This is a genomic window from Streptomyces huiliensis, from assembly GCF_020037025.1.
Lineage (GTDB): Bacteria > Actinomycetota > Actinomycetes > Streptomycetales > Streptomycetaceae > Streptomyces > Streptomyces huiliensis.
In genome coordinates this window covers 1-15970 of sequence record NZ_JAIQLH010000053.1, presented here as the reverse complement: position 1 = coordinate 15970, position 15970 = coordinate 1, and the positions used below count along the sequence as shown (strand labels likewise).

Below are 15970 nucleotides of genomic sequence, written 5' to 3'. Positions count from 1 at the left end.
CGGCCGCCTCCTTCGGGAGAGGCGGCCGGAGTCCGGTCGGGCTCGAGAGCCGGTCAGACTGCCTGGTCGCGCCAGGTGTCGAGAACGGTCTGGACGGCGCTGGAGACCTTCCCCTGCTGGCCGTCACCGGCCCACAGGTGTGCGTCGTGCTCGGTGAGCTTGACCGTCTGCCCGGTGACGGCGGTGGTGAAGTTGAACTGCCGGGTGCGGCGGCCGGAGCCGGAGCGGTAGTCAAAGTGCCCCAGGTAGCCGCCGACGGCTGTGACCGTCAGGCCGGTCTCCTCGGCAACCTCGCGCCGCAGGGCCTCGATCAGGCTCTCGCCGGGCCCGACGCCGCCGGAGGGCAGCTCCCACAGGCCGCCGAGGTAGTCGTCGGCCGGCCGGTGCAGCAGCAGCACCTTCTCGTCGGGGTCGGTGATGACGGCGCCGACGACGCTCTTCTCGATGCCGTCCCGTGCGGCGGTGTGTGCGAGGTCGTCCAGAAGGTCGGGGGTGACGGTGGAGGGGGTCACGTCAGGTCCTTCGCGTGGGTGGCGACTTTGGTGATGGCGGTGGTGTAGGCGTCGGCGAGGCGGACTTCGCCCTCGCGCCACACCGGCAGTTTCAGCGTCGTGGCGTGCACGTAGTCCGCCGCCGGGAAGCCGTCGGCGGGCTGGCCGCGGCGGTCAGCGTAGCCGGGCAGCAGGGCGCCGGGGGTGCGGAACAACGGATGGATGTGCAGCGGGCAGGTGGAGCCGGGGACGTCGGCTTCGGTGGCGCCTTCGGCGTGGAGGGCGTCAAGGAACCGTTCGATCGGCAGGCCGCCGAGTTCGGCCGGCTCGTAGTGCAGCGGCAGCGCGTACCACGACGGCCGTGCCGCGGTCGGCAGGTCGGGGACACGGATGCCGGGGACGCCGTCCAGAGCCGTGCACATCCGGGCCGCCACCGCCCGGCGACCGGTGAGGCAGTCCTCCAGACGAGTGAGCTGAGTGCGGGCGAGCGCGGCGGCGAGGGGGTGGATGCGCAGCTTCAGGCCCATGCCCGTGACGGCGAAGCGGGCGAGCGGGTGGCTGTCGGGGATTTCGCGGCGGCACCGCTTGTTGTACTGGCCGTGCAGGAGCACGCGGTAGTACAGCTCGGTGTCGTCGGTGGCGACGAAGCCGCCCTCGCCGGCCGAGAGCGGCTTGGGGCCGTTGAGGCTGAACGCGGACGCGGTGCCGAAGGTGCCGGTCATCCGGTGGTTCCAGGTGGTGCCGTGGGCGTGGGAGCCGTCCTCCAGCAGCATCAGCTCGTGCTCGTCGGCGAAGGACACCAGCGCGTCCATGTCCTCGGGCAGCCCCCACAGGTGCACCGCGACGACGGCCTTCGTCCGGTCGGTGATGCGCCGGGTGGCGTCCTCCAGGTCGAGCCGGCCGCGGTCGTCGACGTCGGCGAGAACGGGGTGGGCGCCGAGGTGGAAGAGCGGAGTGGCGGTGGCGTGGAAGGTCAGGGCCGGGACGATGACCTCGTACATCGAGTGCAGCGCCGCCGTCCCCGTGCACGTCGTGACGACGTGCCGGACTCCAAGGTAGGAGGCGAGCGCGCCCTCCAGCTCCGCGACGATGCCGGAGCGGTCCGGGATCGAGACGGCCGTCTCCAGCCGGTCGGCGTCCTCGATCGGCGGCCACGCGAAGTGCGGGCCCGGTGCCGTCACGACGGGCCGGCCGCCGAGCAGGGCGAGCGGGGAGTCGTTCATGCCAGGAACTCCTTGGGGTCGGCGGGGCGGTTGGTGGTGGCGGAGGCGTAGGCGGCGGCCAGGAACGCGGTGTGCGGCAGGTGCGCGGCCGGGCCGGAGGGGTTGGGGGCGGTGCCGTCCAGCACGCGGCAGAAGCGGTCGATCAGAGCGGCGGGCGGGCAGGGCCAGGCCGGCTCACGCAGCAGCGACTCGACCGTCTGCCCGCCGGGGGCGAGGAGGCGGGCGGTGCCGCGCTCGACGGCGAGGGTGCCGTGCGGGCCGGTGAAGGCCAGGCGCTCGCTCTTCGGGCCGGCGGAGCGGGAGACCAGCAGCGAGCCGTACAGTCCGTGGTCGTAGGCGAGGTGTACCAAGGCGGTGTCCTCCGCGTCGTACCCGGCGCCCGGTACGGCGGCGGTCGAGGTATCCGCCAGAACACGGTCGGGCAGGCCGAGGTACCAGATCAGCAGGTCGATGAGGTGGTAGCCCATGTCCGCCAGGCATCCACCGCCGGCGAGCTCGGCGCGGCCGCGCCAGCCGGCGGCCGGGTCCGGGCAGTGGAAGGTGTACCGGCCCTCGACCAGGTAGGGGGTGCCGATCCGTTCCAGCAGCTGGAGGGCGGCGTTGTAGACGGGGTGGAAGCGGCGCTGGACGGTGACCATCAGCTCGATCCCCACCTCGTCGCACAGCGCGGCCAGCTCAGCGGCCTCGTGGGGGGCCGTGGCGAACGGCTTCTCCTTGAGCACGTGCACCCCCGCCTCGGCGCACGCGGCGACGACCTTCCGGCCGGCGTGGTGCGGCACCGCGGCGATGACGAAGTCCGCACGCACCGCCTCCAGTAGATGTTCGACGGTGGTGAAGCCGGGCACCTGGTGCGCGTCGGCCGCCGCGGCGACCCGGCTGGCGTCGACGTCGCAGATCCCGACCAGCTCGGCAAGGTGGCACTGGGCGAGGCCGGGCAGGTGGTCGCTGGTGGCCTGCCTGCCGAGCCCCACCATCGCGGCCCTCTTGGGTACGTTCATCGCTCACATCCCCTTTCGGATGCGCGGCGGCGGCCCGCCGTCCGGGCCGCCCGCCCTCCGAGGACACCGCGACCAGAGCGGTGGCGGCAGGGGCGTTGGCGTGGGCCGCAAAGCCGTTTGCATCTCGTGCAAAGCCCTGCCCGGGCCCGGCGCGTGCGAGTACGGTGTGCGGCGGCGCACTCCCGGCGAGCGGGGGACGGGTATGGACGCGGTCAGAGCACAGCCGGATCCGGTGGCCGGTAGCCCCGGGGAGTTGGTCCGGCAGGCGCGCAAGAAGCAGGGCCTGACCCTGGCCCGGCTCGGGGAGCTGGCCGACTACTCCGCGGCCCAGGTCTCGCGGTACGAGCGTGGCGTCTCGCCGCTGACCGACGTCACCGTGCTGCGACGCTTCGCCGACGCGCTCGGCATCCCGCCGCAGGTCCTGGGCCTGACCGTCCCGCCCGAGGTCCGCCATGGGCGCTCGATCGGGCCAACTGCGGCCTACCCGCGGCTGCCACGTCCTAGGGTGGCGGGGACGGCTCGTCGAGAAGACGGGGAGGACCCGGTGCGGCGCAGGAAGTTACTCGCCAACCTCGCGGTCACGGCCGCCGCGGCCATCGGCGCCCCCATCCTGCCCACCGGCAAGACACCCGACGAGGACGCCGCCGGCGGCGAGGTCCTGGTGGCGCGCGTGCGGGACGCCATGCTCGGCCTGCACACCGCCACCGCCGTACCGCCGACGGCGGTCCTGCGCACCGACCTGGTCCGCGCCTTCACCGACTTCCACGCCTGCGCATACGGGAGCCTGGCCGTACGGCTGCCCCGGCTGATCTGCGCGACCCACGCTCGGGCCGGCGGCCAGGGCGGCGAGGAGGACGGGCTGCTGGCCCACAGCTATCTGCTGGCCACGCGCATGCTGATCAAGCTGGACGAGCAGCAGCTCGGCTGGATGGCCGCCGACCGCGCCCGCCAGACCGCCGAAGCCACCGGCGAACCGCTGCTGGTCGCGGAGGCCGCGCGGCAGCTCGCGGTCCTCGCCCGCAAGGCCGACTGGCACGAGCAGGCACTGTTCATCGCCCTGACCGCCGCCGACCACCCCGCCCTGCGCGGCAGTGAGCCGGCACTGGCGGCCCAGCGGGGCCTGCTGATCCAGTCCGCCGCCTACACCGCCGCGAAGACCGGCGACGCGGCCGGCATGCGGGAGCTGACCGGTGAGGCCGCCGCCATCGCCCGGGAACTCGGATCGGCCGCCGTGCTGCGGGACCACGGCGGAGGGTTCAGCCCCACCACCGTCCAGCTCCATCTGATCTCCGCCGAGAACTCCGCTGGCGACCCCTCCGCCGCACTCGCCGCGGCCAAGGCAGTGGCGCCCGGGTGTGTTGTCTCAGTTTGATTGCAGGTTGGGGCTGACTTCTGAGGCGTTGAGCTGCGGTGCTGCAGCGGTTGAGAAGGTGATCTGACTTGGTGTGTCTTGCTGAGGAGTGGGTGGTGGGGTGTGGTGCAGGGCTGTGAGCTGTGGTGCTGCAATGGGTGAGACGTGCCTGCGTTTCCTTTGAGGAGGCCGTGAGATGACTGTGGTCGGGGCTGGTGTAGAGAGGCGGTTATGCCCCACAGTTTGTTCGAACGTGTCCGCAAGGTGTCTGACGAGGTCATGGACCCGCGCTTCCGCGTTGTGCGTGATGAGCACGTCCATCAGGCCACTCGGCGGTTGATGGACGAGACTTTCGCGGCCTTCCACGGTGCCGATCGCAGCTTCGTCCGTGAGTTCCAGACGGGTGGTTTTTCTCCTCGGGTCCTGGAACTGGCTCTGTTCGCCGCGTTCCAGGAACAGGGGCACGTCCTGGAGCGTACCGGTGGTGCGCCCGACTTCCTCATCGGAGGGCTTCACCCCGTGGCTGTCGAGGCCACTACCAGCAATCCCGCCCAGTCGGCATTCGCCGCCGGTCTCGAGCTGACGCCCCAGGATCCCCACCCTCCTGTTCCCGAGGATCTGGAGGATGCCGAGGCCGAGTTCGTGCTGCAGTGCGCCAAGGCGTTGCGGCGCAAGCTCGAGAAGAGGGATGCCCAGGGACGCTCCTACTGGCAGCAACCTCATGTCGAAGGGCGGCCGTTTGTGATCGCTCTGGAGTCCTTCCACCATCTCAGCGCTCTGTTCCATACCGTCGGACCGTTGGCCAGTTACCTGTACGGGCGCCGTGACGTGGCCGCTCGTGACGGGCACGGTGTTCTTGTACTGACCAGTGAGGAGATCACGGAGCACCGGCATGGCGACACCGTCATCCCCAGCGGTTTGTTTGCCCGGCCCGAGGCCGCGCACCTGTCGGCGGTGGTCTTCTCCAACAGCGCCACCGTCGCGAAGTTCCACCGGATGGGCACCGAACGGGGCTACGGTCCCGACGATGTCGCCCTGCTGCGTTACGGCACTCTGCCGGATCCTGATCCGAACGCGGACCGCCCAGTCGAACGCGTCTACGTCGTAAGTGACTACAGCCCTGAGGAGCACGAGACTTTCAGTGAGGGCTTCCACGTCCTGCACAACCCCTGGGCCCGTGTTCCCGTCCCCGACGGGGTCTTCTCCGGCATGACGGAGCACCGCCTTCAAGGCGACGGCCTGGTGTTGACCACGGCCGAGCGTCCCGACTTCTTTGCCTCCCACACAGCTGTCCTGCACGCTCCCCATGCTCGTGCTGCAGCCCGTGTGTACGCGGCCCGTTACCTGGCCGCCAGCAGGGCCTCCACCTGAGGCCGCGGACGGCGTCCTGCACGGGGCGGACGGTGCCGTCGGCATGGGCGAGACCGCCGGTACGGCCGTCTTGGCCGATGAGCATACGAGGGTCTGCCTGACGGACCGGGCTCTATGATCGGCGCGTTCGGGTGTGGCGTGGCGGTGCGAGGAGGGGGCGGCATGGTGGTGAGTGAGGGACCGTTCGCTGCTACCACGGCTGCGGTGGGGTGTGTCGCCTCAGAGGGATTGCAGTCTGGGCGTAATTGATCATGTGGTCGGCCCGGGGTGCTGCAGGTTCTGAGAGTCGTGGGTGAGGGGGGCTTTGGCGGTTTCGTTTGCCGGGAAGAACGGGCCGGCTGTCGTAGCGCTCGGGCAGGATGGTGAGGGCGTCTGCGCTGTCAGCAGGGGCTGTTGTGTTGAGGGGGTACTTGTGTTTCAGCGTTTTGGTCACCGGCGCGATGATGTGGATCTGGTGATGTCGGCGGTGGGGGATGACCCGCTGTGTCTGCCGGTGCTGGTCGAGCTGGGCGGGGCGCTGCGCGGTGGTGTGGCGTCGGCCCTGCGGGAGGTTATCGCGACCGGTGCCTGGCAGCAGGACCTGGGGGTTCGCCGGGAAGCCGCCCACTGGCGCCACGAGCCACGCTTCGGCGCCTTCTTGGAACAGGATCTGGAACGGCGCCGCGACCGGGGCCCCAAGCGTGAGCACCTGGATGCGGCGTTGCTGATGTTTCCCGAGACGCGGGCCGCCTTGTACCGGGTTGACGCGGCCCAGTGCCCCCAGCACTGCCGTGCCGAGACCGGCACATTCTCGGAGGACCGGCACACGGATGACTACCGGCAGGCGCTGTTCGGCTGGTACGCCGCTATCCAGCACGCGCACGCCTGCGTGGTGCGGGCGGTACGGTGGTTCAAGGAAGCGGATCCTTCCGACCCCCGGCGTCCGCAGGAGTTCACCCAGTGGCTGGCCCGCACCGGATCGCGGCGCGGCCGGCGGGCCGCAGACGGGACGGCGCCTGCTGCCTCGCAGGAAGCCGTGCGGGAGATCCTCCTGATGATGCACGCCTGGAGCCCCCACACGTTCGAAGCCATGGACGTGGCCTTCCGTAAGGCAGAGGGGGAACAGGCCTTCCACGCCTGGGGCGGCGGCTTTGAGCCCGCCGGCCGTTCCGAGGCCCAGGCCGCCGCCGAAGCCCTCGCCGATGTGCTTTCTCCGCAAGAGCGCCAGCACGTCCGAGGCGTCATGGCCGATATCGAGTCCGAGGACGTGTGGGACCGCGACATGACCTTGGCGAAGGACAGCGCCCTGCCGTGCACCAGCGACCGGCACCGCGCCTACGGCACCGGCTCCGGCGATCGCGAGGACTGCGCCAAGGCCCGGGATCGCGTGTACGAAGAGGCTTCCCGGCCCTGGGACGAAGGCGCCGACCGCAAGGCCGGTGCCGCCCGTCTCGCCCGGTTCCTGCTCGGGGCCCGTGCCGACCGGGTGAAGGCTGTTCTCACTACAGCCCGTACGGCCGTTGCACGGGACAGCATGGCCACGGCGCCGCAGGTCTGGCACGACAGTGCCGACCTCCTGCGGGAGGCCCGTGAAGCCGCCGGACTCGACCTCCACGACGCCGCCGGCCATCTGGATATCAAGCCCCATACGCTTCAGCGCTTCGAACAGGCGGCGGGCAAGCTCCCCGGGCGCCCGGTCTCTCTCAGCTATCTCCAACTCCTCACTGTTGCCTGTACCCAGGGGGGCCACCCCGTTCCTGCCTGCATCCCGCAGGCCTTCTCCGAGCCGGTGACCGCGTTGCCGACCACGCTGTAGGGCGCCTCCGCGCCCGTATCCTGTCCCCGTTTCATCTGTGGAGGAGTCCGGTGTTCGAAGAGGTACGACAGCGGCCCTGTGGGCGCCCCACCAAGTCCGGTGCTCCCTGCCGCGCGCAGTTCTCCGGTCCGGGCTTCGCCTGCAAACTGCACACCACCGACCACGAAAGAGCCCTCGTGGAGGCCTACCAGAAGGGCCTGGAGACTGGCTGGGCACAGGAAAGAGACTGGAGCCAGCGCGCAGCGACTGCACAGATCGAACGCCTGGAACGGCAGATACGAACCCTGCGCGATGAACTCGATGCCAAGAGCCGCCGCTTCCAGATCGACGGTGATCAGGTCGTCACCGTCGACGGCTACGGCTACCGCTGGAAGGGGCCGGGCACGCTCGAAGTCGGCGACCGTGTGCTCCTGCCTGAGAACTACGTCAGCGCCCTGCGCCACGGCCCGGGCCCCTTCCCTGGCACCGTGACCGAGCTGGGCACCACCTACACCGGGCCTCTCAGCACGATCGTCTCCCGGGCCCCCGCCGCCCCGCGGCAATCCAGCTGAAGCACATCCACGGCACCGGCGGCCAAAGGCAGCCAGCGGAGGTTTCTGCGTGAAACGCGAGCGCGCCACCAAGCTTCTCAACGACATGCTCGACCGCCTGGAGGAGGGGAACTGGCCTGTGGACCTCATCGACGAGATCCTCGTCTTCGGATCCTACGCACGCGGCGCACTGACCCCCTCAGACGTCGACCTGGTCGTCGAGCACCGCACGGATACCCGTCTCACCTCCGAATTCGTCCATGCCCTGTCCTACGGCCGCGACCCCTCCGCGTCGATGAAGCGTGCCCTCAAGGGCAACAGCCGGGGCCTGCAGATCCACTTCCGCGAACGCAGCACCCTCGAAGCGGACGGCTTCGAACTGACCTTGCTGTGGGCCCGGGGCGAACCCGTGTCCGCCGCCCGCACCCGCCTTGCGGCCCTCACCGCCGACCCCGCAGCGGGCCGCGCCCCGCGCGACCACATGATTGAGGCATTCGACGGCATCGACCGCTGGGTCCCGCGCCCGGTCCGCATCGACCTCGCCGACCTGGTCGACCGCCAGGCCGCCACCGTCCGGCACCTTGAGCTGGCCGACGCCCACCCCAGCCATCCCGTAGCCCTCAAGGCGCTCGCCCGCTGGAGCGATACCAGCCCGCTGCGCCGCGCCGCGGCGGCCGTCCTGGCCCACCTCGAAGCTGGCGCCCGGCCCATGGACTCCGTCTACCTCCACGGCGATCCCGTCATCGGCAGCCGCTACAGCGACACGGTGTGGCAGATCGGTGTCGGATTCGGCTGGCGTTACTACCGAGGCATCGCCCGCCATCTGCAGCAGGGCACCGACTGGTTCGAAGTCGTCCGCCCGACCCGCACCCAGGCACTGCACACGCTCCACATCACCGCCCAGGACCGAACAGCCCTTCCCCGCTGGTGACCGGCGCGCGAGTCCCGCCCCTGCCGCAGGCCGGAGCGCGGCCTGCCTGCGCGCCCGTGGTTCTGGTCGTTTTCGTTCTTGGCGGTCGTGAGCTTGCCGGTTGCGCACCCTGACGGGGGCTTGACTTCCTGCCGTTGACACGGTGCGTTCGGCGCTGCCGGGCCCGGCCCGGGGGGGCAGGCCAGGGTCGTCGCGGGGCCGCCGGTCAGGCGGCGTGGTCTGTGCTGTGGGGCGCGTCGTCGAAGAAGCGGGTGTCGTGGGTCAGGGGGATGCGGCGTACGCCAGGGGCAGAGTTTTGTGCGGGCAGCGATTGGGCGGCGAGCAGGACCTGGGTGTGGTCGTCGTGGGCCTGGCCGAGGATTTGGGTGATCAGGCGGGTGGCGGTGTCGCGGTCGAGGTCGTTGGTGTCGCTTCCGTATCCGGGGCAGTCGATGATGAGCAGTGACGGGATGAGGGTGTCGGGTACCTCGCGTGCGACGTCCTGGAGCGCGAGCAGGGCGCACACGTTGTGCAGGATGCGCTCGCCGCCGGCGACGCTGCAGATGTCGAAGCTCTTGTGCCCGATCACGGTGGTGTAGTTGTCGGGGTCGATATGCGCCTGGTCGATGTCGGGCAGAACGGCGCGTGCGTGTTTCAGCAGGTGCTTCGACCACAAAAGGATGCGGTCCTTGCGGCGGGTGTCGCGTTCGCGCCGGGCGGCGTCGAGTGCTTCTCGGGCCTCGGCACGTGCTTGTTTGAGCGGTTCCATCTGGGCGGTGAGATCGATCAGAAGCTGGATCTCCTTGAGCCGCTCCTGAAGTTGGGCGATCTCGCCGGCGAGGTAGTTGACCCGGCTCTCGGCGTCGAGGGTGCGCTGCTGGTGCGGCTTCCACAGGTCACGTTCGTGCCGGGCCAGGTCGGCTTGCGCCTGCTGGGTCTTCTCCTCGCCTGCCGGGCCAGCTGGACCGCGTGGGTATGGCGCTCGCGCCGCTGGTCGGCCGTCAGGGCCGCCATGTCGATGCGGGCCTGCGCCTCGTCCCACTCGTTTTGGCGCGTGCTGCCTTCGCTGTCGGCGGTGGGCTGCCCGCACTGACAGCAGTGTCCGGCGGGCCGGGCGGGAAGTTCCTGCCGGCACTCGCTGCAGTGGGTGCGCCGGGCGGCGCGGCGTTTGAGGCCACGCAGGAAGCCGCGTGCCTCGGCGATCGGTGGCTGCCTGCTCGGCCTCCTCCTGGGCCTTCTCGGCGGCCTTGCGTGCGGTCTTCTCCTGCTGGCGGGCCTGCCCCACGGCCAGCTCGAGGCGGCCGCGCTGTGCGGCGATGTCACTGAGCTGCTCCTGGTGGTCCTGGGCCGTCCTGCGGGCGGTTTCCAACTCATCCTGTTTGCGGCTTTGTTCGGCAAGGACGAGGTCGGGATGGTCCAGGCCGCGCTCGGCGCGGCGCTTGGTGAGCTGGCTCAGCAGCCGTGACGGCGCGGCGTGGGCGCGGTCGGCTTGCGTGTACGCGTCCTCAAGACGTGTGAGTTCCTCATCGCGCAGTCCGAGCAGCACATCGAACACCAGCTTGCGTTCCTCGGTGCTCAGACCGCCGAACAAGTGTGTGGAGATGGTGCCTTCCTGCAGGTACATCGCGCGCATGAGCTCAGGCAGACCGAGGCGGGCACCGCTGCGCTGGGCGTGGGGGATGCCGAGGAGTTCGAGTACGAAGTCGCCCGCGCAGGGCGTGCCGTTCCTGCTGGTGAGGGGGAACGGTTTGACGATGCCCTCGCCGTGGGCCTCGCGGAAGACGACGTTCCCTGAGGCCGGGGCGCGGGTGATGACCCAGGGCACGCCGCTGATGGTGCACAGCAGCTGCAGTTCCTTGCAGGCGGTCATGGGCGGCATCTCGGCTACGTCGCCTTTGCCCAGACCGAGTACGTAGAAGAGGCATTCCAGTGCGGTGGAGGTGCCGGAACCGATCGGCCCGGTTACGGCGCACACCGGTGCGGACAGGCGCCGCTCGCGCCAGATGCCGTCCCGGAGCAGAAACCGTAGCTTCGTGATGCTGATCAGCGGCCCCACGCCGATACTCCCGTTTGTTGCGGTGCGCCTGTTACGTCCGTTCCTGTGCAACGAGGGCTTCGGGGTGAAGTGACGCCCATGGGGACGAAGAGGGTGTGACGTGACAGCGGCGGCGCATGACGTGCACAAGACGCGTCGGATCCGCCCGGCTGCATCGGTGCCGAAGCGGCACGCCTGGCCTTTGTCCGGAGGGCGTGAAGGGCCGCTACCGGCGCCGGCGGTTTGGTGCCGAGGGTGGCCGGCGCCGTTACCAGGTGTCGCCTCGTCCGGTGTGGATGGTGTCGAGGAGGGGGCGGGTGATGGTTTCAGTGCCGGTTTCGATGGCGTCTTGTGCGGCGGTGCAGATGAGGTCGCTGAGGGTATTGATATAGCCGCCGGTGCGTTTATGGAGGTAGCGGGACATTTTCACGATGGTGCCGGGAGTGTGGTCGTACAGGCGCAGGTCGTCGTCGAAGCCCTTGACGACGGAGTGCCAGTCGTCGCCGTAGTCGATGGCGCCGGCCCACAGGACGGGCTGGGTATCGGGACGCACGGTGCCCTTGACGGCTTTGGGGAGGTTCTTGCGGCGCCGTCCGTAGCGGGCTTCGTGGACGATGTCGGCGGCGCCGGTGCCGCAGTAGACGAAGGTGGCGCGGGTGCGGTCCTGGAGTGTTTCGAAGTAGTCGAAGGCGCTGTGGATCTCGTTGTCGGCGAGGCGGTCGAGGCCGTTGACGAGGACGAGCTGGGTGCGGGCCTTGTGCATGATGTGGGTGACGGGTTCGGTCATGTCGGCCGGGCGGCGGGTGCGGTCGGTGGGATTGAGCGTGTGGCCCAGTCCGAGGAACTCGGCGAAGGGCAGTGGCTTCGTTCACGTGAAGTAGCAGCGATTGGTCAGTACTTTGGGCAGCAGTTGGTGATCTTGAGTGCGGTGGATGTTCACCAGATATGACGTCACCCGGCGGGGAAGAGGATCATTGAAACTGGCTCTGACCGGATTGCGTGAAGTCCACCGGTCGGCCTGGCGGCGAGTCTGTCGGAGCCGTAGGCGAGCATGTCGCCGTGAACAACTTCGAGCAGTTGGTTGAACGAGTCGCGGCCAAGGCGGCCGAGGGCCATGGGCTGCAGCCCCCGGTCTCAGCGGAGGCTTTGGACGAGGCCGAGAGGAGGCTCGGGTTCCGTCTGCACCCGCTTCTTGCCGCGCTGTACCTGGAAGTGGGTAACGGCGGGTTCGGCCCCATGGATTCGCTACTGCCTCTGACATGTGGCCCGGATCTGGACGGCGAGGAGGGCATGGTCGACGGTTATCTGGCGCGGATCCCGCCCGCGGATGCGGACACCTGGTGGTCGTGGCCCAAGGGCGTCATACCGGTGCTGGACTGGGGTTGTGCCATGTTCGCGTGTGTCGACTGCCGCAGTGAGGAGGGAACCGTTCTCCTCTTCGAGCCGAACGCGATCAGCGGGCAGGACCTGTCCGGGGCGTGGTTCGTGGATGCGGGGAGCCTCGCAGAGTGGCTTGAGACCTGGCTGGGCGGCCGCGGGTGGTATGAGGAGGGTGTCGTGGACGAAGGCTTTGACATGGCCCTCTGGCCCGAAGCTTCCGCGCGGTTGTAGCCGTTCGGCGAAAGTGACCTCAGCGGTGACGGATCTCCGCCCGGAGGGCGGAGATCCGTCGAGCAGGTGCCCGCAGCGGTCAGCCGGCCTTGGCCGTCTCTTCGGCGCGAGCGCGGGTGCTGGCGAGGCGGTAGGAGTCGGTGCCGGTCTCGATGATGGTGCCGTTGAAAGTGAGGCGGTCGACGATGGCCGCGCAGAGGCGGGGGTCGGTGAACGTCTTGGTCCAGCCGCCGAAGGACTCGTTGGAGGCGATGGCGACGCTGTTCTTCTCCTCGCGTTCGGTCAGGACCTGGAAGAGGAGTTCGGCGCCGCGACGGTCGAGTTCCATGTAGCCGAGCTCGTCGATGCAGAGCAGGTCGACGCGGCCGTAGCGGGCGATCGTCTTACTCAGCTGCTTCTCGTCGGCGGCCTCGACGAGCTCGTTGACCAGCTTCGTGGCCAGCACGTACTTGACCCGGTAGCCGGCCATCGCGGCCTCGGTGCCGAGCGCGATCAGCATGTGAGATTTGCCGGTCCCGGAGTCGCCGATCAGGCAGAGCGGCTGGCTCTTCTTGATCCATTCGCAGCTGGCGAGCGTGTGAATGGTGGCGGCGTCGATGTTGGGGTTCGCGTCGAAGTCGAAGGTCCGCAGGGACTTGTCCCGGGGGAAGCCAGCCGCTTTGATCCGACGTTCCGAACGGCGCCGGGACCGGTCGTCGCACTCGGCCATCAGCAGCTCGGCGAGGAAGCCGCGGTAGGTCATCTGGTCTTTCAGCGCCCGGTCGGCGATGTCGGCGAACTCGTTTCTGATCGAGGGGAGCCGCAGCAGGCGGCAGGCGGTGTCGATGGCCGTGGTGGCGGCCTGCTCGGTCAGTCCTCGCTGGCGGGGCAGGGTCACTGTGCTTCTCCCTCGCGGTGTTCACCGCCGCTGGCGCGACGGCGTCGGAGCAGTTGGTCGTAGTGGGTCACCGGGGGCAGGGGCTGGTGTCCGGGGGAAGATGCGCGAGCCGCCACTCGTGCAGAAACGTCACGGTGGCCGCGCCGCCTGCGTCCGCCGGCGAAGGATGCCCGGCGGGTTCCTCCTCGGTCTGGGCGACCTTGCGGGCCTCCAGCGCGACCGCGTCCGGCGTCAGAGCCCCGGCCCGCAAAGCCATCGCGAGGCCGGCGACCAGGTGCTCGTGCGAGACGTGGCGGCCCAGCAGCAACACTTCGATCAGGGCTCTGGTGCCGGCGGTGTCTCCGTGGGCCTTGACCGCCGCGGCCCACCAGGCGTCGTGGATCGGGGTGAACTTGCCGGCCGAGCGAGCCTGTTCAAGCGCCGTCGCGCCGGGGAAGGCTCCCGGCTTGCGGATCAGGGCCTCCAGGTAGTGGTCCAGATCCAGGTGGCAGCCACCCTTCGCGATCAAACGCTCGTGCCGGGCCACTTCCACGTTCCGGTCGTAAACCACCAGGTGAGACGCGTGAAGCACGACCCTGACCCGCTTGCCGATCAGCCGGACCGGCACCGAGTACCGGTTCGTGCGGACCGCGATCTGGCTGTAGCGGTCGACCCGCGGAGTGAAGAGCCTGCCCGTCTCGAACGGCTCCTCGGGTAGCGGCATCAGCAGCGGACGCTCGACCTGGAAGTACTCGTCGATCGTCCGCGGCCGCGAACCGATCCGGCGACGCCCGTCACGCAGGTCCCACTGCTCGACGAGCTCGTTCAGCTCGGCCAGCGAGTCGACCTCGGGCACTGGGGTGAAGTGGTTGCGGCGGAAGTAGCCGATCTGCCCTTCCACTCCGCCCTTCTCGTGGGCGCCCTCGATGCCAGGGCGGCAGTAGAAGCTCTCGATCCCGAAGTGCGACCGGAACGCGATCCACCGATCGGCCTCCACCCTCGCCCGGCTCAACCCCAGCACCCGGGCGACGGCGGCCTTTAGATTGTCGTAGCGGACCTTGCTCCGCGGCACCCCGCCCAGCGTCCGAAGCGCGTGCACGTGCCCTTCGAAGAACGCCTCCTGGCCGCAGGACGCGAAGACGCGATGGACGGCCTTGCCCGAGTAGGACAGGCGGAAGGAGAACAAATGGCAGGTCACAAGCTCGCCGGCGAGCCGGATGGTCACGTCGCCGAAGTCGACCTCGGCCTCCGTGCCGGGCTGGTGGGTCTGCGGCACGAACGCTTCGACCGGCGCCTTCCCCGACTCTACGAGGATCTGCGGTTTCCGGTCGGAGACGTAGCGCCGGACCATCTGGTAGGAGACGTCCGCGGCGTGTTCCTCGACCAGGCGGTGGAAGATCCGCGTGATCGTGTGCCGCTGCTTCCGCGGTGCGTCCAGATCCGCCAGAAGCATCCCGTCGATCACCGACTTGTACGGATCCAGGGCAGTCGGCCGCGGCGGCAGCTGCTTCCTCGGCTCGGGCCAGACCGAGTCGACAGCTTTGCGAACCGTCCGCCACGACACGTTGTACTTGCGCTCGATCTCCCGGATCTTCATGCCGCCCCGGTGGTCCCGGCGGATCGCCGCGTACAGCTCGACCTTCGACATCTGCGGCATGACCAGGCCCTTTCACCAGGAGCATCCCGATGCTGCCCTGGCAAGCACCCCGGTGACTTCAAAACTCGTGAACATCACCCGACCGTGGATCTAAGCGCCTCCCAAACCCGTGAACAACTGACTTCACAACCCGTGAATAAAGCCAACAGCGAGACCCCCACGCGCCTTCGACCGCCAGGAGCGGAGACCCACAGACCGACCCCGTACACCAAAGCCCGCGCCGACAACACCGGCAAAACGGTGCGCGCACGAAGGCGTCCCAGGCGCTCGCCCCCCGCAGACCGGGCGAGCCTCGCACTCACCAAAAACTCTGGCAAGAACAACTGACTTTTACGGGATGCTCGGTGGTCCACGTGTCACCTTCAAGACCGACGTGCCGTTCGGTCACCGTGTCATGACCGACGACGGCCTCACAACGCGTCCCGGAATGCTGCGACGCGCCATGCCCGCACCCACGGCAGATATCACTCCTGTTGGGCCGCCAGTCACCGGGATAGAAGCCCCGGCAGTCACACAGGCCATGACCCTCCTCGCTGTCGCAACGGCCTTCCAGATGAACCGTCCACAGATGGCCACACCGGCACCTGACCACAGGACCGCCACTCATATCTCCCCCTCGGCTTGACACACTGCCCCCACATCACGGCAGCACAATGCCCCAGTCGGCCCACGGACAAATCTCTACGCGCCTTCACAGCCCTCTACCTGCCGCAGACAACCGCACGCTACGACTTCACCCCAACCCCACAGCAGCACCAGACAAAAAGACCCCACGAACACGAAGGGGACCCCTCTGCTGCACGGCATTGAACATGCCGACGAAGACAGCAATAGCTCGTGGTCCGGCAGGGCGGCCGAACCCCGGCCCAGCCGGGTCGCCATAGGTCCGGACTACCAGGTGGCGCTTTGGGTAGGCGTCTTCCACGCGCCGGCAGTGTGCCACCAGAGTTCCCAGCGATCCGCCGGGGCCGGTGCCGACCCCCAGCAGCTGACCGGCGTCCGCGTCGTGGATCCGGTAATGGATGTCCTGGCTGGTGGGCTTCGCGTCTGCCAGAAGCTCGCCGTTCCAGGTCTCAGCCACGGACGTATCTCCTTCTCACCGAAGCGGCTGGGGATCCGTTCCTAAGAGCTGTCCCGTAACT

13 protein-coding genes and 1 pseudogene are annotated in these 15970 nt (G+C 69.1%); 6 read left to right on the top strand and 8 right to left on the bottom strand.

All coding sequences use genetic code 11. The features are described 5' to 3' along the window. Positions 1-53 precede the first annotated feature (53 nt). Genes JNW98_RS11250 through JNW98_RS11240 form a run of 3 tightly spaced genes read right to left on the bottom strand, consistent with a single transcriptional unit; the run spans position 54 to position 2712 of the window. Positions 54-512 (bottom strand): NUDIX hydrolase, encoded by a 459-nt coding sequence (locus JNW98_RS11250; RefSeq protein ID WP_223768009.1) that lies wholly within the window; start codon positions 510-512, stop codon positions 54-56. After that, a complete protein-coding gene (locus JNW98_RS11245; RefSeq protein ID WP_223768008.1) occupies positions 509-1714 on the bottom strand; it encodes a DegT/DnrJ/EryC1/StrS family aminotransferase in 1206 nt (401 codons plus the stop codon). The genes JNW98_RS11250 and JNW98_RS11245 overlap by 4 nt, the downstream gene beginning before the upstream one ends. After that, positions 1711-2712: a Gfo/Idh/MocA family protein gene (locus JNW98_RS11240; RefSeq protein WP_223768007.1), complete on the bottom strand. Its 1002-nt coding sequence runs from the start codon at positions 2710-2712 to the stop codon at positions 1711-1713. Before JNW98_RS11240 ends, JNW98_RS11245 begins: the two co-directional genes overlap by 4 nt. 202 nt (positions 2713-2914) lie before the next feature. Between JNW98_RS11240 and JNW98_RS11235 the strand changes: the two genes are divergently transcribed. The 5 genes from JNW98_RS11235 to JNW98_RS11215 all read left to right on the top strand — a co-directional run bounded on the left by JNW98_RS11235 (position 2915) and on the right by JNW98_RS11215 (position 8690). Further along, the gene (locus tag JNW98_RS11235) at positions 2915-4084 is read left to right on the top strand and encodes a helix-turn-helix domain-containing protein (protein ID WP_223768006.1); all 1170 of its coding nucleotides are present in this window, start codon (positions 2915-2917) and stop codon (positions 4082-4084) included. A 222-nt stretch (positions 4085-4306) separates the two neighbouring features. Next, a complete protein-coding gene (locus JNW98_RS11230; RefSeq protein WP_223768005.1) occupies positions 4307-5434 on the top strand; it encodes a hypothetical protein in 1128 nt (375 codons plus the stop codon). A gap of 412 nt (positions 5435-5846) precedes the next feature. After that, positions 5847-7229 carry a helix-turn-helix domain-containing protein gene (locus tag JNW98_RS11225; protein ID WP_223768004.1) on the top strand — a complete coding sequence of 461 codons (1383 nt, stop codon included), beginning with the start codon at positions 5847-5849 and terminating at the stop codon, positions 7227-7229. A 176-nt stretch (positions 7230-7405) separates the two neighbouring features. Further along, positions 7406-7780, top strand: a complete 375-nt coding sequence (locus JNW98_RS11220) for a hypothetical protein (RefSeq protein ID WP_223768003.1) — start codon at positions 7406-7408, stop codon at positions 7778-7780. Between the two features lie 49 nt (positions 7781-7829). Then, a complete protein-coding gene (locus JNW98_RS11215) occupies positions 7830-8690 on the top strand; it encodes a nucleotidyltransferase domain-containing protein (protein WP_223768002.1) in 861 nt (286 codons plus the stop codon). Positions 8691-8895: 205 nt separating this feature from the next. On the opposite strand, the gene JNW98_RS11210 is transcribed toward JNW98_RS11215, so the two are convergent. Together JNW98_RS11210 and JNW98_RS11205 are read right to left on the bottom strand one after the other, a co-directional pair. Beyond that, positions 8896-10725, bottom strand: a complete 1830-nt coding sequence (locus JNW98_RS11210) for a PilN family protein (RefSeq protein WP_223768001.1) — start codon at positions 10723-10725, stop codon at positions 8896-8898. Between the two features lie 247 nt (positions 10726-10972). Further along, a complete protein-coding gene (locus JNW98_RS11205) occupies positions 10973-11491 on the bottom strand; it encodes a hypothetical protein (RefSeq protein WP_223768000.1) in 519 nt (172 codons plus the stop codon). A 272-nt stretch (positions 11492-11763) separates the two neighbouring features. Between JNW98_RS11205 and JNW98_RS11200 the strand changes: the two genes are divergently transcribed. After that, positions 11764-12315 carry an SMI1/KNR4 family protein gene (locus tag JNW98_RS11200; RefSeq protein WP_223767999.1) on the top strand — a complete coding sequence of 184 codons (552 nt, stop codon included), beginning with the start codon at positions 11764-11766 and terminating at the stop codon, positions 12313-12315. 79 nt (positions 12316-12394) lie between these two features. Here JNW98_RS11200 and istB read toward each other — a convergent pair whose 3' ends face one another. The 3 genes and pseudogenes from istB to JNW98_RS11185 all read right to left on the bottom strand — a co-directional run bounded on the left by istB (position 12395) and on the right by JNW98_RS11185 (position 15909). After that, positions 12395-13192, bottom strand: coding sequence for an IS21-like element helper ATPase IstB (istB, locus tag JNW98_RS11195; protein WP_223767998.1), 798 nt, complete (start codon positions 13190-13192; stop codon positions 12395-12397). Then, positions 13189-14819 (bottom strand): annotated as a pseudogene (gene istA / locus JNW98_RS11190) (IS21 family transposase). The gene istB and the pseudogene istA overlap by 4 nt, the downstream one beginning before the upstream one ends. 742 nt (positions 14820-15561) lie before the next feature. After that, on the bottom strand, positions 15562-15909 hold the full coding sequence (locus JNW98_RS11185; RefSeq protein WP_223767997.1) for a hypothetical protein: 348 nt from the start codon (positions 15907-15909) through the stop codon (positions 15562-15564). Positions 15910-15970 lie beyond the last annotated feature (61 nt).